This window comes from Rugamonas apoptosis, assembly GCF_014042355.1.
Lineage (GTDB): Bacteria > Pseudomonadota > Gammaproteobacteria > Burkholderiales > Burkholderiaceae_D > Rugamonas > Rugamonas apoptosis.
The window spans coordinates 310830-333191 of the sequence record NZ_JACEZU010000004.1 but is presented as its reverse complement, the minus strand read 5'-3'; the positions used below and the strand labels follow the sequence as shown (position 1 = coordinate 333191).

The 22362-nt window shown below is 66.4% G+C and carries 16 protein-coding genes; 11 read left to right on the top strand and 5 right to left on the bottom strand.

Annotated elements, in window-relative coordinates; translation table 11 throughout:
- Positions 1-50: 50 nt before the first annotated feature.
- From H3H39_RS10670 to H3H39_RS10655, 4 genes are all read right to left on the bottom strand, one after another.
- Entirely contained in the window at positions 51-2171 is a 2121-nt protein-coding gene (locus tag H3H39_RS10670; RefSeq protein ID WP_182153344.1) for a cellulase family glycosylhydrolase, read from the bottom strand.
- Between the two features lie 126 nt (positions 2172-2297).
- Positions 2298-3140, bottom strand: coding sequence for a phosphoserine phosphatase SerB (gene serB, locus H3H39_RS10665; protein WP_182153450.1), 843 nt, complete (start codon positions 3138-3140; stop codon positions 2298-2300).
- Positions 3141-3177: 37 nt separating this feature from the next.
- On the bottom strand, positions 3178-6621 hold the full coding sequence (gene mfd / locus H3H39_RS10660) for a transcription-repair coupling factor (protein WP_182153343.1): 3444 nt from the start codon (positions 6619-6621) through the stop codon (positions 3178-3180).
- A 130-nt stretch (positions 6622-6751) separates the two neighbouring features.
- Positions 6752-7690, bottom strand: a complete 939-nt coding sequence (locus H3H39_RS10655; RefSeq protein WP_182153342.1) for a 5'-nucleotidase — start codon at positions 7688-7690, stop codon at positions 6752-6754.
- Between the two features lie 84 nt (positions 7691-7774).
- Between H3H39_RS10655 and H3H39_RS10650 the strand changes: the two genes are divergently transcribed.
- From H3H39_RS10650 to H3H39_RS10600, 11 genes are all read left to right on the top strand, one after another.
- Positions 7775-8542, top strand: a complete 768-nt coding sequence (locus H3H39_RS10650; protein ID WP_182153341.1) for a serine/threonine-protein kinase — start codon at positions 7775-7777, stop codon at positions 8540-8542.
- Between the two features lie 361 nt (positions 8543-8903).
- Positions 8904-9953 carry a type VI secretion system protein TssA gene (gene tssA / locus H3H39_RS10645; RefSeq protein WP_229217967.1) on the top strand — a complete coding sequence of 350 codons (1050 nt, stop codon included), beginning with the start codon at positions 8904-8906 and terminating at the stop codon, positions 9951-9953.
- Between the two features lie 84 nt (positions 9954-10037).
- Positions 10038-10538 carry a type VI secretion system contractile sheath small subunit gene (gene tssB, locus H3H39_RS10640; RefSeq protein ID WP_182153339.1) on the top strand — a complete coding sequence of 167 codons (501 nt, stop codon included), beginning with the start codon at positions 10038-10040 and terminating at the stop codon, positions 10536-10538.
- A gap of 20 nt (positions 10539-10558) precedes the next feature.
- Positions 10559-12052: a type VI secretion system contractile sheath large subunit gene (tssC, locus tag H3H39_RS10635; protein WP_182153338.1), complete on the top strand. Its 1494-nt coding sequence runs from the start codon at positions 10559-10561 to the stop codon at positions 12050-12052.
- Positions 12053-12158: 106 nt separating this feature from the next.
- The gene (locus H3H39_RS10630; protein ID WP_182153337.1) at positions 12159-12650 is read left to right on the top strand and encodes an Hcp family type VI secretion system effector; all 492 of its coding nucleotides are present in this window, start codon (positions 12159-12161) and stop codon (positions 12648-12650) included.
- Between the two features lie 81 nt (positions 12651-12731).
- A complete protein-coding gene (locus H3H39_RS10625) occupies positions 12732-13583 on the top strand; it encodes a type VI secretion system accessory protein TagJ (RefSeq protein WP_182153336.1) in 852 nt (283 codons plus the stop codon).
- Entirely contained in the window at positions 13576-14079 is a 504-nt protein-coding gene (gene tssE / locus H3H39_RS10620; RefSeq protein WP_182153335.1) for a type VI secretion system baseplate subunit TssE, read from the top strand. The genes H3H39_RS10625 and tssE overlap by 8 nt, the downstream gene beginning before the upstream one ends.
- Positions 14076-15962 carry a type VI secretion system baseplate subunit TssF gene (tssF, locus tag H3H39_RS10615; protein ID WP_182153334.1) on the top strand — a complete coding sequence of 629 codons (1887 nt, stop codon included), beginning with the start codon at positions 14076-14078 and terminating at the stop codon, positions 15960-15962. The genes tssE and tssF overlap by 4 nt, the downstream gene beginning before the upstream one ends.
- Positions 15947-16972, top strand: a complete 1026-nt coding sequence (tssG, locus tag H3H39_RS10610) for a type VI secretion system baseplate subunit TssG (RefSeq protein WP_182153333.1) — start codon at positions 15947-15949, stop codon at positions 16970-16972. The genes tssF and tssG overlap by 16 nt, the downstream gene beginning before the upstream one ends.
- A 9-nt stretch (positions 16973-16981) precedes the next feature.
- Positions 16982-19705 (top strand): type VI secretion system ATPase TssH, encoded by a 2724-nt coding sequence (gene tssH, locus H3H39_RS10605; protein ID WP_182153332.1) that lies wholly within the window; start codon positions 16982-16984, stop codon positions 19703-19705.
- Positions 19706-19811: 106 nt separating this feature from the next.
- Positions 19812-20954 (top strand): GGDEF domain-containing protein, encoded by a 1143-nt coding sequence (locus H3H39_RS10600; protein ID WP_182153331.1) that lies wholly within the window; start codon positions 19812-19814, stop codon positions 20952-20954.
- Positions 20955-20997: 43 nt separating this feature from the next.
- Here the strand turns inward: H3H39_RS10600 and H3H39_RS10595 are convergent, their stop codons facing one another.
- The gene (locus H3H39_RS10595; protein WP_182153330.1) at positions 20998-22356 is read right to left on the bottom strand and encodes a tetratricopeptide repeat protein; all 1359 of its coding nucleotides are present in this window, start codon (positions 22354-22356) and stop codon (positions 20998-21000) included.
- Positions 22357-22362 lie beyond the last annotated feature (6 nt).

The window sequence follows — 22362 nt, the reverse complement described above, 5'->3', positions numbered from 1 at the left end:
CGGTCCTATTGTCGCACAGGGCCGTGGTGTGCCGCGCCCGGGCTGCCAGCTTACAGGTGGCACATGGTGCTCAGGTTGGCGTCCACCAAGGGCAAAAAGCGTTGTACGTCGGTGCTCGCGTCAACTTGCTGCAACAGCGCGGCCGCCGCGTGCGCCGGACCCTGGCCACTGAAGCAGTCGGTGCGCGCCTGCGTGTTGAGGCTGGCCGAGAAGTAGGCCGCCACGTCACTCTTGTTGCGCAGGGTGGCCGCGTCGGTTTCACCCTGGGGACTGTGGTTGGCATGCGCCGTGGCCAGGATGGCCAGCGGCGCCTGCTGCCTGCTCAAGCCGGCATAATTGATGCGGTCGCTCCAGTAGGCCAGGCCGTTGGCGGCCGGCAGCCGGCCCAAGGCCGTCAGGTAGATGCTGCTGATATACCCCGGCAGGTGCTCGGGCTGATACAGGTGCTGGAATTCGCGGCTGGCGTACAGGGCGCCGATGGCGTCGCGCAGCGCCGCCTGGCTGTCGTAGGCGCGATTGACGGCCATCAGGTCGCGTTCCAGTCGTTGCGATCGGGTGCCCATGTCGCGATCCACGTCGAGCAGCAGGTTGGCGAAGCTGCGCAGCGCGGCCGGATCGGCCGGCCGGCCCGTGTAGGCGAGGAATAGTTGTTGTACCACGGGGTACCATTGCTGGCGCGCCACGGCGCGCGCCGCCGTCTTCAGGCTGCCGTCGGGGGCCAGCAGGGAAATGTCCTGCTGCGCGGGCAGTGGCGACAGGGACAGGTCCCACAGCATGAAGCCGCGGCCGTCGCGGGCCAGGCCGTTCAGATAGCGTTCGTAGTAGTCGGCCTTGTAGCGGTCGGCCGTGCGGTCGTTGGCGCTCACGCCGAACTCGCCGATCACCATAGGCAGCTCGGGATTGACCTTGGCCAGTTCGCTCAGCGTGGCTTGCTGGACAAAATTGATCTGGTCCAGGTCGGTGACGTCGGCGCCCAGCTCCACTTTTTCATCGGTGTCGATATAGAGGTGGGGGCTGGCGTAGGATGAAATATCGGTCCAGTACTTGAGGAAGGGCACTTTGTGTTCGCCGACGGTGGTGGGGTGGACGGCGTCGGCGGCGCGCACCACGTTGTACATGGCGTGGATGGCGTCCACCACCGACTGGTAGTCGTCCTGCGATGCCAGGCAACCGTAGGCGCTGGCGTTCCACAGCGGTTCGTTCATGACATCCCAGGCCAGCAGGGCCGAATGGCTCTTGAAGCGTTGGACGAAGGCGCTGGCGTTGGCGCGCACGTCGAGGAAACTCTGCTTCCAGAAACAGACCTGGTCATATTTGGTATAGCCGTCCAGCACCAGCACCACTTTCAGGCCGTGGCTGGCCGCCGTGTCGAGCACGGTCTTGGTGCTGGCCTCCAGGCGCCGCATGATGACGGCGCTGTCGGCGCTTTCCCATTCGGGCGCGCTGGGCGTGCGGCAGATGTTGCCGCCCAGGCCGGACTTGGCCGGCGTGCCTGGGGTCCTGGGGGGAATCACGACCGGCAGGCGCAGCACGTTCAAGCCCATGGCGACGGCGCGCTCGGCGATCAGCGCCATCTGCGCAGCGTCCGGCAAGCCGTGGGTGTGGTTGCAGCTCCGATCGTCACGGTAGGTGCGCTGCAGGATGTTGGCGCCCTTGAAATTGCTGAAACGAAACGCCTCGTGGTCCACCGCCACGGGCGGCAGCAGCGGCGGAAATTGGGTAGTGATGGGGGGCGCGTAGGCGATCCCGACGACGACATTGACGCCAGGGTGCAGCCAGCCGGCTTTCTCCTGCAGCACGCCCCACTGGAAATTGCGTTCCAGTTGGGCGCCCTCGGTATGCTCGGGGGCGGTGACGGTGAACGTGAACGTTTTCAGCTGCCCGGGCGCAATGCGTTCGCCGGGCGCCAATTCCACCCGGTCCAGGCCCCAGTCCTGGTTGTCAGTGGGGTTGCGGGCGCCGAGCTTGAACGGATGGGGGCCGTCGCCATGCCAGACGGTGGTGCCGGTGTTCTTGTAGGTGACGGAAACGGTATACGGCTGCGCCGCCTCCATCGAGTTGGGCACCTGCTGGCTGATGAATGTGGCCGCGTCGGCGCTGTACGCCGACCCTTGCATGCCTCCCAGGGCCCCGATCAGGAGCATCATCTGGAGCGCGAATTTGCTTGCCATTGGATACTATTTTCAGTTATTGAACTGAAAATAGTATCACATATTCAATATCCAATCGGAAAGTTTGATATTGATTTAACAAAGAAGGGCGCGGCGCCGCCGGTCAGGGCGGGCGCCGCCGCAGGGTCAGGCCAGCAGCGGCAAAATGCCGTCCAGGCCCACGAAGTTGAGCGCCACGCTGGCCTGCTCGCGCACCACCGGCTTGGCGCGGAACGCCACCGACAGGCCGGCGATGCCCATCATCTTCAAGTCGTTGGCGCCGTCGCCCATGACGATGGCCTGGGCCGGGGTGATGCCCAGTTCCGCGCACACGCGCTCCACGGTGCGTTGCTTCTCGTCCGCGTCGACGATGCCGCCGATGACCTTGCCCGTCAGCTTGCCGTCCACGATCTCCAGTTCATTGGCGTGGGTGTAGTCCAGCCCCATGCGCGCCTTGAGGCGGCTGGTGAAGAAGGTGAAGCCGCCCGACACCAGCAGCGTTTTCAGGCCGGCCGCCTGCACCGCCTTGAGCATATCCTCCGCGCCCGGCGACAGCCGCAAGCGCTCCTCGTAGACGCGCTCCAGGGCCGACGCATCGAGCCCTTCCAGCAGTGCCACGCGGCGCGTCAGGCTGGCCGAGAAATCGAGCTCGCCGCGCATGGCCGCTTCCGTGATGGCCGCCACCTGCGGCTTGAGGCCCTGCATGTCGGCGATTTCATCGATGCATTCGATGGTGATGAAGGTGGAATCCATGTCCATCGCCACCAGCTTGAATTCGTTCAGGTGGCGGATGCCGACCATGTAGGTGGCGTCCAGCTGGGCCGCGTGGGCCGCCACTTCGATGGTCTGGCGCAGCGCGGGCGAGAACGTGATGCCTTCGCAGCGTACGGCCCGTTCGCTCAGCCAGGTCATGTTGGTGGGGGCGGTCAGCGCGGCGATGCGCTCCAGGCGGGCCTTGCAGTCGTCCAGGCCTTGCAGGACCAGGTTCATGGAGGTATGGGCGTTGGTCATAATCAGTTGGTTCGCGCTAGGCGGTCAGTTGTTTGATGGTGTTCTTGATGTGGGTGACGCGGGCGGCCAGGTCCGGCATGGCGGCCGTGATCTTGAGCTTGTCCTGGCCATTGAGCTTGATCTGGCGGTTCTTCTGGATCAGCTCAATGATGCGCATCGGGTCGATAGGCGGCTGCGGCATGAATTGCAGCGTGGCCGCCTCGCCGTGGGCGTCGATCTTGACGATGCCCACGGTACGGGCGGCGATGCGCAGGCGGTGGGTTTCCACCAGCGCCTTGACGGCGTCGGGTAATTTGCCGAAGCGGTCTATCATTTCTTCCTGCATGTCGTCGATCTTGCCCTGCGCCTCGCAGTTGGCCAGGCGCTTGTAGATCGACAGCCGTTCGTGCACGTCGCCGCAGAAGTCGGCCGGCAGCAGGGCCGGCACGTGCAGGTTGATCTCGGTGGTGGACGACAGCGGCGCGGCCAGGTCCGGCTCCTTGCCGTTCTTGAGCGCCCGCACGGCTTCGTTGAGCATGTCGGAATAGAGCTGGAAGCCCACTTCCTGCATCTCGCCGGACTGGCTGTCGCCCAGCACTTCGCCGGCGCCGCGGATTTCCAGGTCGTGCATGGCCAGGTAGAAGCCGCTGCCCAGTTCTTCCATCTGCTGGATCGCGTCCAGCCGGCGCTGCGCCTGCTTGGTCAAGCCTTGCACGTCGTTCACCAGCAGGTAGGCGTAAGCCTGGTGGTGCGAGCGGCCGACGCGCCCGCGCAACTGGTGCAGCTGCGCCAGGCCGAACTTGTCGGCGCGGTGCATGATGATGGTGTTGGCGGTGGGGACGTCGATACCGGTTTCGATGATGGTGGTGCACAGCAGGACGTTGTAGCGCTGCGCCACGAAGTCGCGCATGACCTTTTCCAGGTCGCGTTCATGCATCTGGCCGTGGGCCACGGCGATGCGCGCCTCCGGCAGCAGTTCCGTCAGCATGGCCATGCGGTTGGCGATGGTTTCCACCTCGTTGTGCAGGAAGTAGACCTGGCCGCCCCGTTTCAGCTCGCGCAGACAGGCTTCGCGGATGATGGCCTCGCCCTCGCTGCGGACAAAGGTCTTGATGGCCAGGCGCTTCTGCGGCGCGGTGGCGATCACGGAAAAGTCGCGCAAGCCTTCCAGCGCCATGCCCAGCGTGCGGGGAATCGGGGTGGCCGTCAGCGTCAGCACGTCGACCTCGGCCCGCAGCGACTTGAGCGCCTCCTTCTGGCGCACGCCGAAGCGGTGCTCCTCATCGATGATGACCAGGCCCAGACGGGTGAACTTGACGTCGTCCGATAGCAGCTTGTGGGTGCCGATCACGATATCGAGCGTGCCGTCGGCCATGCCCTTGATGGCTTGCCCGATCTCTTTGCCGGTGCGGAAGCGCGACATCTCGGCGATGCGCACGGGCCAGTCGGCGAAGCGGTCGGCGAAGGTCTGGGCATGCTGCTCGGCCAGCAGCGTGGTGGGCGCCAGGATGGCGACCTGCTTGCCGCCCATGACGGCGATGAAGGCGGCCCGCAGCGCCACTTCCGTCTTGCCGAAGCCGACGTCGCCGCATACGAGGCGGTCCATCGGTTTGCCCGAGGTCATATCCTTGATGACGTTGTTGATGGCTTCGGCCTGGTCCGGCGTTTCATCAAAGCCGAAGCTGTCGGCGAAACGCTCGTAATCGTGGGCCGAGTATTCGAAGGCGTGGCCCTGGCGCAGCGCGCGGCGGGCATACAGGTTGAGCAGTTCGGCGGCCGTGTCGCGCACCTGTTCGGCCGCCTTGCGCTTGGCTTTTTCCCACTGGCCGGAACCGAGCGCGTGCAGCGGCGCGTCTTCCGGCGAGGCGCCCGAGTAGCGCGAGATCACGTGCAGTTGCGACACCGGCACGTACAGCTTGGTGTCCTTGGCGTATTCCAGGTGCAGGAATTCCGTCTCGCCTTCGCCCAGATCCATGCTGGTCAGGCCCATGTAGCGCCCGATGCCGTGGTTGATGTGGACCACCGGGTCGCCGATCTTCAGTTCCGACAGGTCGCGCACCATGGATTCGACCTGGGTCACGCCTTCCTGCTTCTTCTTGCCCACGCGCCGGCCGGAGCCCGCGTACAGTTCCGTCTCGGTGATGAATACCAGGTTCTCGTCCGGCGTGGAGAGCTCGAAGCCGGCGTGCAGCGGCGCCACGCCCAGCGCCAGTCTGGCGTCCGAAGCGGCGAAGCCGGCGTAGCCTTCCACCGGCGTGAGCGCCAGGCCGTATTCGGTGAAGTACTGCTGCAGCGTTTCGCGCCGGCCGTTCGATTCGGCGCAGATCATCACGCGCCGGCCCGCTTGCAGCAGGTAGGCGCGCAGGTTGGTGAGCGGGTCTTCCGTGTGGCGGTTGACGGCGATGTTGGGCACCGGCGCCGACAGCTCGGAGGCGGGCGCGCTCGTGTCGCGCGCGATGGCGAGCCGGCCGAAGGGCTTGGCCAGCGTGTAGAACTGTTCGTCCGACAGGAACAGGGCTTCCGGCGCCAAAATGGGGCGTTCGCGGTCGGCCTTCAGGAAGCGGTAGCGCGAACTGGTGTCGGTCCAGAAGCGCTGGATGGCGCTGTCGATGTCGCCCACCGTGGCCAGCGTGGCGCCTTCGGGCAGATAGTCGAACAGGGTGGCCGTCTCTTCGAAGAACAGCGGCAAATAGTATTCGATACCGGCCGAGGCGATGCCGGCGCTGATGTCCTTGTAGACCACGGTACGCGACGGGTCGCCTTCGAACTGTTCGCGCCAGCGGCTGCGGAAGGTGGTGCGGGCAGCGTCGTCCATGGGGAATTCGCGGCCCGGCAGCAGGCGTACCTGCTTGACGGGGTACAGCGAACGCTGGGTGTCGGCGTCGAAGGTGCGGATCGATTCGATGGTGTCGCCAAACAGGTCGAGCCGGTAGGGTAGGGCCGAACCCATGGGGAACAGGTCGAGCAGGCCACCCCGCACCGAGTATTCGCCGGGCGACATCACTTGCGCCACGTGGGCGTAGCCGGCCAGCGTCAGTTGCGACTTGAGGCGCGCCTCGTCCAGCGTTTCGCCCTGCTGGAAGAAGAAGGTGTAGGCGGCCAGGAACGACGGCGGCGCCATGCGCACCAGCGCCGTGGTGGCCGGTACGATCATCACGTCGCACTGGCCGGAACTGATTTCGTGCAGCGTGGCCAGACGCTCGGACACCAGGTCCTGGTGCGGCGAGAAGGCGTCGTAGGGCAGGGTTTCCCAGTCCGGCAGCAAATGGCAGCGCAACTGGCCGGCGGCGAACCAGGGCAGCTCGTCCAGCAGGCGCTGGCCGTCGCTGGCGCTGGCCACCACCACGGCCAGCATGCGGCCTTGCGATTTCAGTTCGAGCGCGCACTGCGCCAGGGCGTACGCATCAGACGAGCCATGCAGGGCGGGCAGTGCGAAACGGGTGCCGGACTTGGGTAGGGATTTTTTTAAGTCGAAGGACATGCAGGCTGCTACACAATAGTACGGTTAGGCGCACCGCCCACAGTGGCAATGCCGCTGGCCACATTATAGACGAAGCCACCCCGGCCCGTCGCCGGGCGTGGCCAGGCCGCGCCACCCCGGCACGCTGGCCTCAGACCGGGCGGCGCAGGTTGGCCACGCCGAACGGCACGTGCACCATGGGGATGGTGCCGCCGGCCGACTTGAGGTGACTGAGCTGGTCGTCGAAGAAGATATGGGGCCGGAATACTTCCAGCACCCGCGCTTTCTCCATCCCGCCCAGGAAAAAGGTCTCGTTGGCCGACACGCCCCAGCTCTTGAGGGTGGTGACCACCCGCTCATGCGAGGGGGCGTTGCGGGCCGTGATGATGGCGATGCGCAGGATTTTCCGGTAGCTCGGGTCGCGCCGCAGCTGCTTTTCCTCCATGCGCTGCATCAGGGCCAGCTTCTGGAACAGGTCCGCCAGCGGGCCAGGGCGGTGTGGGGTGGCCACGTGGCGCCGTTCGTGGGCGTGGAATTCGTCCACGTCGTTGTTGCGCTTGAAGACGGTTTCGGCCTCGTCGTCGGCGATCACGCCGTCGAAATCGAAGGCCACGCGCAGCTCGCCGTCGGCCTCGTCGTCCTCGGTGCGGGACGGCAGCACCAGGCCGGCCGGGTGATTGGCCGCCAGCGCGCTGCGCACGTCGTCCTCGTTCGCGCTCAGGAACAGGGCCGTGTTAAACGCGGGCAGGTAGGCATGGGCCGACTTGCCGGTGACGAAGCAGGCCCGCGTGATGTCCAGGCCATAGTGGGCGATGGAGTGCATCACGCGCAGGCCCGTTTCCGGCGAATTGCGGGAAAACAGCACCACTTCGACCGGCAACTGGCGGGCGAAGTGCTTGTTGATGTCGAGGAAGCGGCGGATGAAGGGGAAGGCGACGCCCTTGCCCAGGATGACGTCGTGATGCTGTTCCTGATACTTGCGGTACGCTTCTTCGCCGTGTTCCAGGTAGACCTGGTGGGAATCGGTCAGGTCGAACAGGGCGCTGGAGGCGATGCCGATGACGAGTTTGTGCTGGATCGGATAAACCATGGAGGGCGGATAAGCTTGTCGAAAATGCCAAGTGTAAAGCAGATTCGGGCTATCATGGCCCGACACTTGCCATCTCCCGCGCATATGGATCCAGCCTCCTTCACACCGCCGGCCACCATCGGCGGCTATCCCGTCACGGCGTTGCTGTCGGCGCGGGCTGGCCGCTGCGCCTGCGCGGGGGTGGATCCGGCCACTGGCGGCGCGCTGCTGCTCAAGCTGGGCAGCCCGGGCGATGCGCTGCTGGCGGGATTGCGCCATTCCCATCTTGCGGCCGTACTGGCCACGGGCGTGGCGCAGGGGCAGAGCTGGTCGGCGCTGCAATGGGTGGCGGGCCGGCCGCTGCGGAAAGTGCTGGCCGGGGGCGTGCCGCCGCTGGCGCGCGCGCTGGCCTGGATGGCCCAGTTGCTGGCTGCCCTCGATTATCTGCACGGGGTGGGCATCGTCCACCGCGACATCACCCCCTCGAATCTGCTGATCACTCCGGACGGCGCGCTGGTGGTGACGGATTTCGGCCTGGCCGCCCGCATCGGGCAGGGCGGCAGCGCGGCCGGCACCCCGGCCTGCATGGCGCCGGAGCAGATGCGCGGTGCGCCGGCCGACCCGCGCGCCGACCTGTACGCGGCCGGCGTGGTGCTGTACCAGTTGTTGACGGGCCGTGCGCCGTTCGAAGGTAGCGCTGGCACAGTGGTGCAACAGGTGCTGGCGGCGGCGCCACCGCCACCGTCGCAGCGGCGCCCGGCACTGGGCTGCGACTTCGACGCCGTGCTGGCGCGGGCGTTGGCGCGGGCGCCGTCACAGCGCTTCCCAAGCGCCGCCGAGTTCACGTCGGCGTTGGCCCAAACGGCACGCTAATGCGGTTTGCTGCACCGCAGCACGCGGTGCCGCCGTTCCCTGGATGGGGGAGTTACGTTTCTACAACGGTGGCACACAAACTGGTTGAATCAACCTAGAATTATTTTTCCGATATGTATTGGGTTTTCGAGTATAGTCGAACACATTGTTGAAAACTTGACAGGCAAACACAGCCACACCAGTTTCAGCGTCATCCCGCCTGCCAGCATCACCCGCCCGGCTGTCCGCCCGGCGGCGTAGTGGTCCCCGCTTCTCTTGTTTGCGTTTCTGTTACGCCAGTTTCTGTCGTCCGGTTTCTGTTTCGCTGCTTCATTCCGCCATTCTGATCGTCGTCAACGCGAGGTTCTGGATAAAGATGGGTATGTTGAATATAGATGCGCTATTGCAGGAAGTGGATCCCACCAATCCGTGTGGACCCAATCTTGAGTATGACCCCGCGTTCCTGGAACTGGAGCAGGCCTTGCTGGGCAAGCCCGAAGTCCAGTACGGCGACACGATCACGCCGGCCGTGCCGCCGGACTGGAAGCACGTGCAGCGGCTGGCCAGCGAGTTGCTGGAGCGCAGCCGCGACTTGCGGTTGGCGGTCGCCATGCTGCGCGCCCAACTGGCGCTGCAGGGCATGGTGGGCTGTGCCGACGGCTTGCGCCTGATCGAATCCCTGCTGGTGCAGCGTTGGGACAGCGTCCATCCCCAGCTTGATCCCGACGACGACAACGACCCCATGTTGCGCATCAATTCGCTGGCCGTGCTGGCCGACGGCGCCACGCTGCTGCGCGAACTGAAAGAGGCGCCGATGATCGCGCTGCCGGTGCTGGGGCCGGTCAGCCTGCGCTCGCTCGATATCGCCAGCGGCGAGGTGCCCCCGGCCGACGGTGAAGCCAAGCTGGAATTGTCCTCCATCGAAGCGGCGCTGCGCGACGCCGACCCGGAACGGGTGCAGGCGCTGAGCGCGGCACTGAACCAGGCCCACGACAGCGCAGTCAATATCGAAACCCTGCTGGTACGCCAGGTGGGCAGCGCGCAGGCGCTGAACCTCGATACGCTGGTCAAATACCTGCGCCGTGCGCGCGACTTCGCCAACGCCGGCGTGCCGGACGCGGAGGCCGCACCGTCGGCCGATGAATCGGGCGGCGCCGCGGCGGCCGCGCCGGGCGAGGGCGCTTTCCGTACGGCGGGGGCGCCGGCCGCCATCAGCGGCGAGATCGCCAGCCGGGCCGACGTGATCCGCATGCTCGACAAGATCATCAAATATTACGCCCAGAACGAGCCGGCCAGCCCGGTGCCGTTGCTGCTGGGCCGCGCCAGGCGGCTGGTGCCCAAGAACTTCTTCGAGGTGCTGGAAGACCTGGCGCCCGACGGCATCGCCCAATTGCTGGTGGTGAGCGGGCCGCGCGACACACCGGAATCGTAGCAGGAGAGCAGGTGGCCGGCGCCCTCCGTGGCGCTGGCTGGGTAGCAATGCGGGGCAGTGTTTATCAACGTGGAGGAGTCTATCGTGGGCAAAGAAAGTAGCCAGAAATTCATCGCGCGCAACCGCGCGCCGCGCGTGCAGATTGAATACGACGTCGAAGTCTACGGCGCCGAAAAAGCCGTGCAACTGCCCTTCGTGATGGGCGTGCTGGCCGACCTGTCGGGCCAGCCGGCTGATCCGCTGGCGCCGGTGGCGGACCGCAAGTTCCTCGAAATCGACGTCGACAACTTCGACGAGCGCCTCAAGTCCATGAAGCCGCGGGTGGCCGTGCAGGTGCCCAACACGCTCACGGGCGAGGGCAACCTGAGCGTGGACATGACGTTCGAGAGCATGGACGACTTCACCCCGGCCGCCATCGCGCGCAAGGTGGGCTCGCTCAACAAGCTGCTGGAGGCGCGCGGCCAGCTCTCCAACCTGCTGACCTATATGGACGGCAAGACGGGGGCCGAGGAGCTGATCGCCAAGCTGCTGGCTGAGCCGACCTTGATGCAGGCCCTGACGGCCGCGCCCAAGCCCCAAGAATAAAGACCACCAGGAGGATAGACATGGCTGAGACTACAGCGGAATTGCAGCAAGGCGCGACCGGCACGCTCGAAATGAGCGATTTCAGCAGCCTGCTGCAGAAGGAATTCAAACCCCAATCGGACAAGGCCAAGGAGGCGGTGGAGAACGCCGTGCGCACCCTGGCCGAACAGGCGCTGGTGGGCGCCAACGTGGTGTCGGGCGATGTGCTGGGCACCATCGAGAGCCTGATCGCGCAACTGGACAAGAAGCTCACGGAACAGGTCAACCTGATCCTGCACGCGCCCGAGTTCCAGCAGCTGGAAGGGGCGTGGCGTGGCTTGCACCACCTCGTCAACAACACGGAAACGGACGAGATGCTCAAGATCCGCGTGATGAACATCTCCAAGAACGACCTGGCCAAGACGCTCAAGAAGTACAAGGGTACGGCCTGGGACCAGAGTCCCATCTTCAAAAAAATGTACGAGGAGGAGTACGGCCAGTTCGGCGGCGAACCGTTCGGCTCCATCGTGGCCGACTACTATTTCGACAATACGGCGCCCGACGTGGAACTGCTGTCGTCCATGGCCAAGGTGGCCGCCGCCGCCCACGCGCCGTTCATCTCGGCGGCCGCGCCATCGGTGATGCTGATGGAATCGTGGCAGGAACTGTCCAACCCGCGCGACCTGACCAAGATCTTCCAGACCCCGGAACACGCGGCCTGGCGCTCGTTCCGCGAGTCCGAGGATGCGCGCTACGTGGGCCTGGCCATGCCCCGCTTCCTGGCCCGCCAGCCGTATGGCGCCAAGACCGATCCGGTCGAGGCGTTCGACTTCGAGGAGGATACCTCGGCGCCCGGCAGCAAGAGCTACACCTGGGCCAACGCGGCCTATGCGATGGCCGTCAACATCAACCGCTCGTTCAAGGAATACGGCTGGTGCTCGCGCATCCGCGGCATCGAGTCCGGCGGCGCCGTCGAGGGCTTGCCGGTGCACAGCTTCCCCACCGACGACGGCGGCGTGGCCATGCAATGCCCGACCGAGATCGCCATCTCGGACCGGCGCGAGGCTGAATTGGCGGCCAACGGCTTCATGCCGCTGGTGCACAAGAAGAACACGGACTTCGCCGCCTTCATCGGCGCCCAGTCGCTGCACAAGCCGGCCGAATACGACGATCCGGACGCCACCGCCAACGCCAACCTGGCCGCGCGCCTGCCGTACCTGTTCGCCACTTGCCGCTTCGCCCACTACCTGAAGTGCATCGTGCGCGACAAGATCGGCTCGTTCAAGGGCCGCGACGAGATGGAGCGCTGGCTGAGCAACTGGATCAACAAGTACGTGGACGGCGACCCGGCCAACTCCAGCGAAGGCACCAAGGCCCGCAAGCCGCTGGCGGCGGCCGAGGTGCAGCTGGAGGAGGTCGAGGGCAATCCGGGCTACTACACCTCCAAGTTCTTCCTGCGGCCCCACTATCAGCTTGAAGGGCTGACGGTGTCGCTGCGGCTGGTGTCCAAGCTGCCGTCAGGTAAAGGCGCCTGACGCCGGTTGATCTTCATCGCAGGCAGTCGCGCCGGGCGGAGCTTCCGCCCGGCATTCTCAGTTCCAACCCATGCCGGCCAGGGGCCGGCCATACAAGGAGAGCAAAATGGCTGTAGACATGTTCCTCAATTTAGGCGCCACCATCAAAGGCGAAACCAAGGATTCGGCCCAGAAGGAAGCCGGTGACATCGACGTGCTGGCCTGGAGCTGGGGCGCCAGCAACTCCGGTTCCTTCCACACGGGCGGCGGCGGGGGCGCCGGCAAAGCCAATTTCCAGGACCTGTCGGTCACCAAGTACCTGGACAAGTCCTCGCCCGCGCTGCTGAGCGCCCTGGCCAAGGGCTCGCACATTCCCACCGCCAAGCTGTTGGTGCGCAAGGCCGGCGAGGGCCAGCAGAAATACCTGGAGATCACCCTCACCAACGTGCTGGTGACGTCGGTCTCGACCGGCGGCAGCGGCGGCGAAGACCGGCTGACGGAAAACATCTCGCTCAACTTCGCGGAAGTGAAGTTCGAATACTTCCTGCAGAACGAGAAGGGCGTGACGGCGTCCGGCGGCGAATTCCACTACGATATCGCCGGTAATATCACCAAGTAAAAGACGGTTGCGCGGGGGCGGCAGCGCCGGCCCCGTTCCCGCGACAGACCGCACCACCACGGGCCGGGGGAGAGCAGGCATATGGATGCGCAACAGCTGATCGCCGAAGGCAAGCTGGACGCCGCGCTGGCGGCCTTGCAGGACCAGGTGCGCAAGGACGCATCGAATGCGAAGTACCGGATTTTCCTGTTCCAGCTGCTGGCCGTGATGGGGCAGTGGAACCGCGCCCTGACGCAGTTGAACGTGGCGGCCGAACTGGATGCGGCCGCGCTGCCCATGGCGCAGACCTACCGCGAGGCGATCCAGTGCGAGGCGCTGCGCGGCGAGATTTTCGCCGGCAAGCGGGCGCCGCTCGTGTTCGGCGAGCCGCAATCGTGGCTGGCGCTGCTGATCGAAGCGCTGCGGCTCGATGGCGAAGGCCATCACCAGCGCGCCGCCGAGGCGCGCGCGCGGGCTTTCGAGGATGCGCCCGCCGGCGGCGGCACCATCAACGGCGAACCGTTCGCCTGGATGGCCGATGCCGACCAGCGCCTGGGGCCCGTGCTGGAGGCGATCGTCAACGGCCGCTATTTCTGGATTCCGTTCCAGCGCATCAGCCGCATCGAATGCGATGCGCCGGCCGATTTGCGCGATGCCGTGTGGACGCCGGCCCGCTTCACCTGGGCCAACGGCGCCACCACCGTGGGCCTGATCCCGACCCGCTATCCCGACACCCGCGCAGGCGTTGACGCAGGAGTTGACGATTCGTTGCTGCTGGCCCGGCGCACGGAATGGGCCGAGCAGGGGCCGTTGTGCGGCTACGGCCTGGGCCAGCGCCTGCTGGCCACCGACGCCGCCGAGTATGCGCTGATGGACGTGCGCACCATCGCCTTCGAAGGCAACGGTGCGGCAGAGGGCGAAGGCGAGGGGCAGGCGGCGGGTGAACATGGCTGAACTGGCGCCCCGTGAACGCTTGCAGCCCTCGCTGCTGGACCGGCTGACGGACGACGAGCCGGATAAATCGGTGGAGTCGCGCGAGCGGCGCGTGCTGTCCGTGCGCACCTTGCGCGAGAGCGTGCTGCGCGACCTGGGCTGGCTGCTCAACGCCACCAACCTGTTTTCCGTCACCGAAGGCGGCGGCCTGCCGCATGTGGCCAGCTCCGTCGTCAATTACGGCATGCCCGACATTTCCGGCCTGTCCGTGGCAGGCATGAACCTGTCCGACCTGGAGAAGGGTATACGCCAGGCCATCTGGGATTTCGAACCGCGCCTGTTGCGGGCCTCCGTGGTGGTGCGCGCCATCGCTTCCCAATCCAGCAGCAACAAGGTGACATTTGAAATCGAGGCCGACATGTGGGCCCAGCCCTATCCGGAACGGTTGTACCTGAAGACGGAACTGGACCTGGACCGCTCGGCCATCCGCCTCAGCGAAATGGGAGCGCCCCGATGAATCCCCGCTTTTTGCGTTATTACAGCCAGGAGCTGCAGCACTTGCGCGAAGTGGGCGGCGAATTCGCGCGCGAGTATCCGAAAGTGGCGGGGCGCCTGGGGCTGGAAGGCTTCGAGTGCGCCGATCCCTACGTGGAACGGCTGCTGGAGGGCTTCAGCTTCCTCACGGCCCGGGTGCAGATGAAGCTGGACGCGGAATTCCCCCGTTTCACCCAGCACTTGTCGGAACTGGTCTATCCCCATTTCCTGGCGCCCACGCCGTCGATGACGGTGGTGCAGTTGCAGCCCGATTTGAGCAATCCCAGCCTCAAGCAAGGCTTCCTGGTGCCGCGTGGCAGCGCCTTGCGCAGCGTGCTGGGCAAGGGCGACACCACGGCCTGCGAATACCGCACCGGGCATGACGTCACCCTGTGGCCGGTGGAACTGGCCGAGGCCAAGTTCTACACCCACAGCGGGGTGCAGGCCGGCAGCGATGTGCAAGTGCCGGCCGCCGTGAAGGCCGGTCTGCGGCTGCGGTTGCGCACCAGCGGCGGCGTGCCCTTGCAGGAACTGGACATGGACAGCCTGGTGCTGCACCTGCGCGGCGGCGACGACATGCCGGTACGGATCTACGAAAAGCTGCTGGCCTGCGTGGAGGGTGTGCTGGTGCAGCCGCCCCAGGGCAAGCGCGGCGCGGGACAGATGCATACGCTGCTGCCCAAGTCCGTCCTGGCGCCCATGGGTTTCGACGAGAGCGAGGCGCTGCTCCCCAGCGGCAAGCGCACCTTCGAGGGTTATCGGCTGCTGCAGGAGTATTTCGCGTTTCCGCAGCGCTTCCAGTTCCTGCGGCTGCATGGCCTGCGCCAGGCCCTGGCCCGTTGCGGCGGCGAGGAATGCGAAGTGGTGATCCTGTTGAACCGGGCCGACCCGCACCTGGAGCAGGTGCTGGACGCCTCCAACTTCGCGCTCAATTGCACCCCGGCCGTCAACCTGTTCCAGCGCCGGGCCGACCGCATCAACGTCTCGGGCGAACAGCTGGAGCACCATGTGCTGGTGGACCGCACCCGCCCCATGGACTACGAGGTGTACCAGATCGAGGAAGTGACGGGCTACGGCACCGGGCCGGACGCGGAGCAGACCTTCCGCGCCTTCTACACGGCGCGCGACATCGGCAGCCTGCACCAGGACCGGGCCTTTTACCAGGTGCGGCGCGAGCAGCGCACCATCTCGCAGCGCCAGCGCCGCGCGGGGCCCCGTTCCAGCTACATCGGCAGCGAAATGTTCATCACCATCGTGGATGCGGCCGAGGCGCCATATCGCAGCGACTTGCGGCAACTGGGGCTGTCCGTGTGGTGCACCAACCGCGACCTGCCGCTGTCCATGCCCATCGGCGTGGGTAAAACGGATTTTATTCTCGATTCCGGCGCGCCGGTGACGGCCGTGCGCTGCGTGGCGGGGCCCAGCGCGCCCCATCCCTCGTTCGCCGAGGGCAGCGTGACGTGGCGCCTGCTCAATCACCTGTCGCTCAACTACCTTTCCCTGGCCGACAGCGATCCGCAGCAGGGCGCCGTGGCCTTGCGCGAGATGCTGGCCCTGTATTGCCACGCGGGCGACCTCAATGCCCAGCGCCAGGTGGAGGGGGTGCGTTCGATCACGGCCACCCCGGTCACGCGGCGCATGCCGTCGCCCGGCCCGATCACCTTCGGGCGCGGCCTGCAGGTGACGGTGACGCTGGACGACGCGGCCTTTGAAGGGACGGGCGCCTTCCTGCTGGGCGCGGTGCTGAGCCACTTCTTCGCCCAATATGTGTCCATCAATTCGTTCACGGAGACGGTGGTGAGGACGCTGGCGCGCGGCGACATCATGCGCTGGCCGGCTGCGGGAGGCGTATGCGCGATCCTGTAGCAGTGGCGTTGCAGCTGGAGGCCGATTCGGCCCGCATGGATTTCTTCCAGGTGCTGCGGCTGATCGAGGCTTCCCATCCCGGGCAACCGCGCATCGGCACCTCGCTGCGCCCGCGCGATGACGCCGTGCGCCTGGGGCAGGACCCGTCGCTGTGCTTTCATCCCACCGCGTTGGGCCGCTACACGCGCGCCAGCGGGGAAGCGCGCGCGCGGCTGGCCGTCAACTTCTTTGGCCTGCTGGGCGCCAATGGCCCGTTGCCGCTGCACTTGACCGAATACACGCGCGACCGGCTGCGCAACGGCGGCGACGGCACCTTGCTGGCCTTCCTGGACGTGTTCCACCACCGCCTGCTGTCGCTGTTCTACCGGGCCCGGGCCCAGGCGGAACCGGCTTTGAACCTGGACCGGCCCGACACTGACCGTTATGCCGAGTTCGTGGGCAGCCTGTTCGGCATCGGCGCGCCGGGCTTGCGCGAGCGTGATGCCGTGGGCGACTTCGCCAAGCTGCATTTCGCAGGCCTGCTGGCCAATAACGCGCGGCCGGCGTCGGGGCTGGTGTCCATCCTGCGCGAATACTTCAAGTTGCCGGTGCGGGTCGAGCAGTTCGTGGGCCACTGGATGCGGCTGCCGCCGGAGGTGCAGTCGCGCCTGGGCGGGCCGGGCGGGCTGGGCGAGGGTAACCGGCTGGGCGTGTCCACGGTCCTGGGCAGCAAGGTGTGGGATAGCCAGAACAAGTTCCGCATCGTGATCGGGCCGTTGAACTACGCCGATTACCGGCGCATGCTGCCCGGCGGCGACAGCATGAAGCGGCTGCTGGCATGGGTACGCAATTACGTGGGCGGCGCATTGGACTGGGACGTGCGCCTGATCCTGGACAAGGGCGAGATACCGCCCCTGCGGCTGGGTGGTGGCGAGGCGGGCGCGCGGCTGGGCTGGAGTTCCTGGCCCATGAGCGCACCGGCCGCGCGCGATCCGGACGATCTGCTCATCAACCCCAGTGCCTACCTATAGGACATCATCATGGCGGAAATCAGTCGCGTTGCCTTGTTCGGCAAACTCAATCCCCTGTGCTACCGGGCCATTGAAAGCAGCACCGTGTTCTGCAAGCTGCGTGGTAATCCCTATGTGGAACTGGCGCATTGGGTGCATCAGATATTGCAGTTGCAGGATTCGGACCTGGCCCGCATCATCCGCCAGTATGAGCTCGACCCGGCCGGGCTGGCGCGCGACCTGACGGCGGCGCTGGACCGGCTGCCGCGCGGCTCGACCTCCGTCACCGACCTGTCGTCCCAGCTGGAGGAGGCGGTGGAACGGGCCTGGGTCTACGGCACGCTGATGTTCGGTGAATCGCAGGTGCGCTCCGGCCACCTGGTGGTGGGCATGCTCAAGACGGCCAGCCTGCGCAACGCGCTGTATGGCTTGTCGCGCCAGTTCGAGCGGGTCAAGGTGGAGGATTTGTGCGAGCGTTTCGGCACCCTGCTCAGGGAGTCGCCCGAAGCCATCATGGCCGCCACCGACGGCTTCCAGGCGGCCGGTGCGGCCGGCGCTGCGCCCGGCGAGGCGTCTGGCGCCATCGCCCCGGCGGCCATGGGCAAGCAGGAGGCGCTGAAGAAATTCACGGTGGACCTGACGGCGCAGGCGCGCGGCGGCAAGATGGACCCCATTGTCGGGCGCGACGACGAAATCCGCCAGGTGGTCGATATCCTGATGCGGCGCCGGCAGAACAACCCCATTCTTGTCGGCGAGGCGGGTGTCGGCAAGACGGCCGTGGTGGAAGGGTTCGCCCAACGCATCGCGCGCGGCGACGTGCCGCCCAGCCTGAAGGACGTGCAATTGCTGGCGCTGGACGTCGGTCTGTTGCAGGCCGGGGCCAGCATGAAGGGCGAATTCGAACAGCGCCTGCGTTCCGTGATCGATGAAGTGCAGGGCAGTCCCAAGCCCATCATCCTGTTCATCGATGAGACGCATACGCTGGTGGGCGCGGGCGGCGCGGCCGGCACGGGCGACGCGGCCAACCTGCTCAAGCCGGCGCTGGCGCGCGGCACGCTGCGTACCATCGGCGCCACCACCTTCGCCGAATACAAGAAGCATATCGAGAAAGACCCGGCCCTGACGCGGCGTTTCCAGACCGTGCAGGTGGACGAGCCGGGCGAGGAACGGGCCATCCTCATGATGCGCGGCGTGGCCTCCACCATGGAAGCCCACCACAAGGTGCAGATCCTGGATGAGGCGCTGGAGGCGGCTGTCAAGCTGTCGCACCGCTATATTCCGGCGCGCCAGTTGCCCGATAAATCCGTCAGCCTGCTTGATACGGCCTGCGCCCGCGTGGCCGTGAGCCTGCACGCCACGCCGGCCGAGGTGGATGATTGCCGCAAGCGTATCGAGGCCTTGCAGACGGAGCTGGGCATCATCGCCCGCGAAAAGGCGATCGGGATCGATATCGGCAAGCGCGAGGCGGAGGCCCATGTACTGCTCGACAGCGAACAGGGACGGCTGACAGTGCTGGAGGAGCGCTGGAACGCGGAGCGGCAATTGGTGGACCAGCTGCTGGCGCTGCGTGCGCGCCTGCGCGACGGCGTGCATCCGGTGGAAGGCACGGGCAGCCAGCTGGAAGTGGCGGCCGAGGCGGTGGCGCCGGTGCTCGACCCGGCCGAGCGGGCCGCGCTGATGGAGCAACTGCACGCGGTGCAGAACCAGTTGACGGAGCTGCAGGGCGAAACCCCGCTGATCCTGCCTACGGTGGACTATCAGGCCGTGGCGGCCGTGGTGGGCGACTGGACCGGCATCCCCGTCGGCCGCATGGCGCGCAACGAGATGGAGACGGTGCTCAAGGTGGCCGATCTGCTGGGCCAGCGCGTGATCGGCCAGGATCATGCGATGGAAATGATCGCCAAGCGCATCCAGACCTCGCGCGCGGGACTGGACAACCCCAGCAAACCGATCGGCGTGTTCATGCTGGCCGGGACTTCCGGGGTGGGCAAGACGGAAACGGCGCTGGCCCTGGCCGAAGCCTTGTACGGCGGCGAGCAGAATCTGATTACCATCAACATGAGTGAGTTCCAGGAGGCGCATACGGTGTCCACGCTGAAGGGGGCGCCACCGGGCTATGTGGGCTACGGCGAGGGTGGTGTGCTGACCGAGGCCGTGCGGCGCAAACCGTATTCCGTGGTGCTGCTCGATGAAGTGGAAAAAGCCCACCCGGACGTGCATGAGATGTTCTTCCAGGTGTTCGACAAGGGCTTCATGGAGGATGGCGAGGGCCGCTTCATCGACTTCAAGAACACGCTGATCATCCTGACCACCAACGCCGGCACGGATTTGATCGCGGGCCTGTGCAAGGACCCGGACCTGATGCCGGACCCGGAAGGCATGGCCAAGGCCCTGCGTGAACCGATGCTCAAGGTATTCCCGCCGGCACTGCTGGGGCGTTTGGTGACGATTCCATACTACCCGCTGTCGGACCAGATGCTGGGGCAGATCGTGCGCCTGCAGCTGGATCGCATCAAGAAGCGGGTCGAGGCGCGCTACAAGATCCCGTTCGAGTACAGCGACGATGTGGTCAAGCTGGTGGTGTCGCGCTGCACCGAGGGTGAGTCGGGCGGGCGCATGATCGACGCGATCCTGACCAACACCATGCTGCCCGATATCAGCCGCGCTTTCCTGACGCGCATGATGGAGGGCGGCCAGATCGAACGGGTGCAGGTGACGGCGCCCGAAGGCGAATTCGCCTACGCATTCGAATAACGCGGCGCGCCGGCTTTACGGGAACGGGCTCCTGCGGGGGCCTGTTCTTTTTCAGCGTGGCGATTGCCACTGCGGCGCCGCTGCGTTACATTGGTGCGTAGCGCCCATGGGATACGACGTGCTCAATTACGACACGCTTTTACTGGTCCAGATCTGCATCACCGTGCTGACGACGGTGCTGTTGTCCTTGGCCGCGCTGTATTCGGAAGGGGCGGGCGAGCAGCGCTGGTGGGCCTTGGGGAATGTCGTTTCCTCGGTGGGCCTGGCCTTGTCCAGCCTCGATAGCGGGCCGGTACTGCTGCATGGGGTGCTGGCCTATGGCGTGCTGGCGCTGGGGCTGGCCCTGGTGTTGCGCGGCTTGCGCCAGTTCTGCGACGAGACACTCGGTTGGCGGTGGGTGGTGGCCATCGTCGCCTGCGCGTTGCTGGTGGCGGGCTTTTTTACTTACGCGGTGCCCAGCCTGAACGGGCGCCTGAGCGCGACGGGCTTCTATTTTGGCTTGCTTAACGGCTGGTGCGCTGTCACGCTGCTGCGCCATGCGGACTGGCGCAGCGTGGGCGCCAGCGTGGTGGGCTTCACCATGCTGGGCCTGGCCCTGTCCTTGCGGGGCGCGTACATGCTGCGTCACGGGCCGGGCGATGAACGGGCGCTGCTGGTGATAGGCGTGGTGATGCTGACGGTGCCGCTGGCCCAGGTTAGCATCGCTTTTGGCTTGATACTGATGATGATGCGGCGCTACGCCGAACGGCTGCGCAACCTGTCGTTCGTGGATGGCCTGACGGGGGCGCTCAACCGCGCGGGGCTGGAAACGCAAGGGCGGCGGGTGGCCCAGCGCACCTTGCGGGCCGGCCGCAGCCTGGCCGTGATCATGCTCGATGCCGACCACTTCAAGAACATCAACGATACCTGGGGCCATCCGGTGGGCGACGCCGTGCTGCGTCACCTGACGGGCCAGATCAAGGCGGAACTGCGGCCGCTCGATCTGCTGGCCCGCTACGGTGGCGAGGAATTCGTGATGCTGCTGGACGGGATCGCACTGGACGACGCCGTGCGCGTGGCCGAGCGCTTGCGCGCCAGGATCGAAGCGGAGCTGGTGGAAGTGGCGGGCAACACGGTGCGCTACACGGCCAGCATGGGCGTGGTGTGTTCGGACCAGCATGGCTACGATCCGCTGGAACTGATCGTGGCCGCCGACGCGGCCATGTATGCGGCCAAGCGGGCTGGCCGCAACCGGGTGGTGGCCGGGTGACGGTGGCGGGCCTGCTGGCGGCGCCAGCGCCGGGGGACAGATCCTAGGGCGCTATCCGGCGCGCCGCCACCAGCAGGCCCGCCACCGGCTTGCCCGCCTCCAGGCGCAAGGTCACCGGATCGAGTGCCGCCAACGCCAGGCCGGCCGTGGCCAGCGCCGCGCGCACATACTGTTGCGTGTGGCTGTAGCGGCCGTGTCCATGCAAGTGGAAGCCCGGATGCGCGCCATCGTCCGTTCCCTGTTCGACGGTGAACACCAGCAGCCCGCTGTCGCGCAAGGCTTGCCGCGCGGCGGCCAGCACTTCCTGCAAGGCGCCGAAATAGCACAGCGTGTCGGCCGACACGATCAGGTCATAGGCCGCCGGGTGTTGTGTGAGCCAGGCCGTCAGCTCGGCCTCGTCCAGCGCATCGTAATCACCGCGCTGGGCCGCCTTCTTCAACATGGCGCCGGCCAGGTCCACGCCGTGCAGCACGCACGCGTAGGGGCGCAGCAGCGGACCGCACAGGCCGGTGCCGCAGCCTGCGTCGAGCACGTCCAACTGGCGGGCCGGCGTTTCCACCAGCGTGGCGACCTGCTGCGCGCACAGGGCGGGCGCGCGGTATTCCAGCCGCGCCAGCACCTGGTCGAAGCTTTCCGCGAAACGGTTGAAGGTGGTCTGCACGAAGGCGTCGGATGCGCGCGCGGGCGCGCTGGCGCCCTGGCAGGCGGCGATCAGGTGGGCCACCACGGGGTTGTCCGGCTCGCGCTCCTGCCAGCGGCGGTAGACTTCCAGCGCATCGGCATCGCGGCCGTAGGCCACCAGGGCGCGGCCCAGGCTGTGCAGCATGGTGGGGTCGTCCGGCTTGAGCAGGATCGCTTCCCGGTAGGCGCTCAGGGCTTCCTCCTGCGCGCCCGTCTTTTTCAGCACATGGCCCAGATTGGTCCACGCCTCCACGAAGCCAGGCGCCAGCGCCACCGCCTGCCGGTAGGCGACGATGGCTTCCGCATGGCGGCCCTGTTCCTTGAGCACCACGCCCAGGTTGTTGTGGGCCAGGACGAAGTCGGGCCGGGCCGCCAGCACCTTGCGGTAGGACTGCTCGGCGGCGGCGTATTGGCAGCGTTCCTTTTGCATGTTGCCCAGGTTGTTGCGCGCATCCACGTAATCGGGCGCCAGTTCCAGCGCGCGGGTGATCAGGCGCAGCGCGTCGTCATGCTGTCCCAACTGGTGCTGGGCCACGCCCAGGTAGTGCAGCGCGTCCGCATGGCCGGGCGCCACTTGCAGGATGGCGCGGTAATGGCGCGCGGCGAGGCCGGGCTGGCCGCGCCGGTGTACCGTCATGGCCAGCTGGAAGGCGTCGGCCAGGCTGATCTTCTGCGACGGGCGGCGGGAGGGCCGTGGCGATGGGCGGGACGACTTCGGCATGCGGAC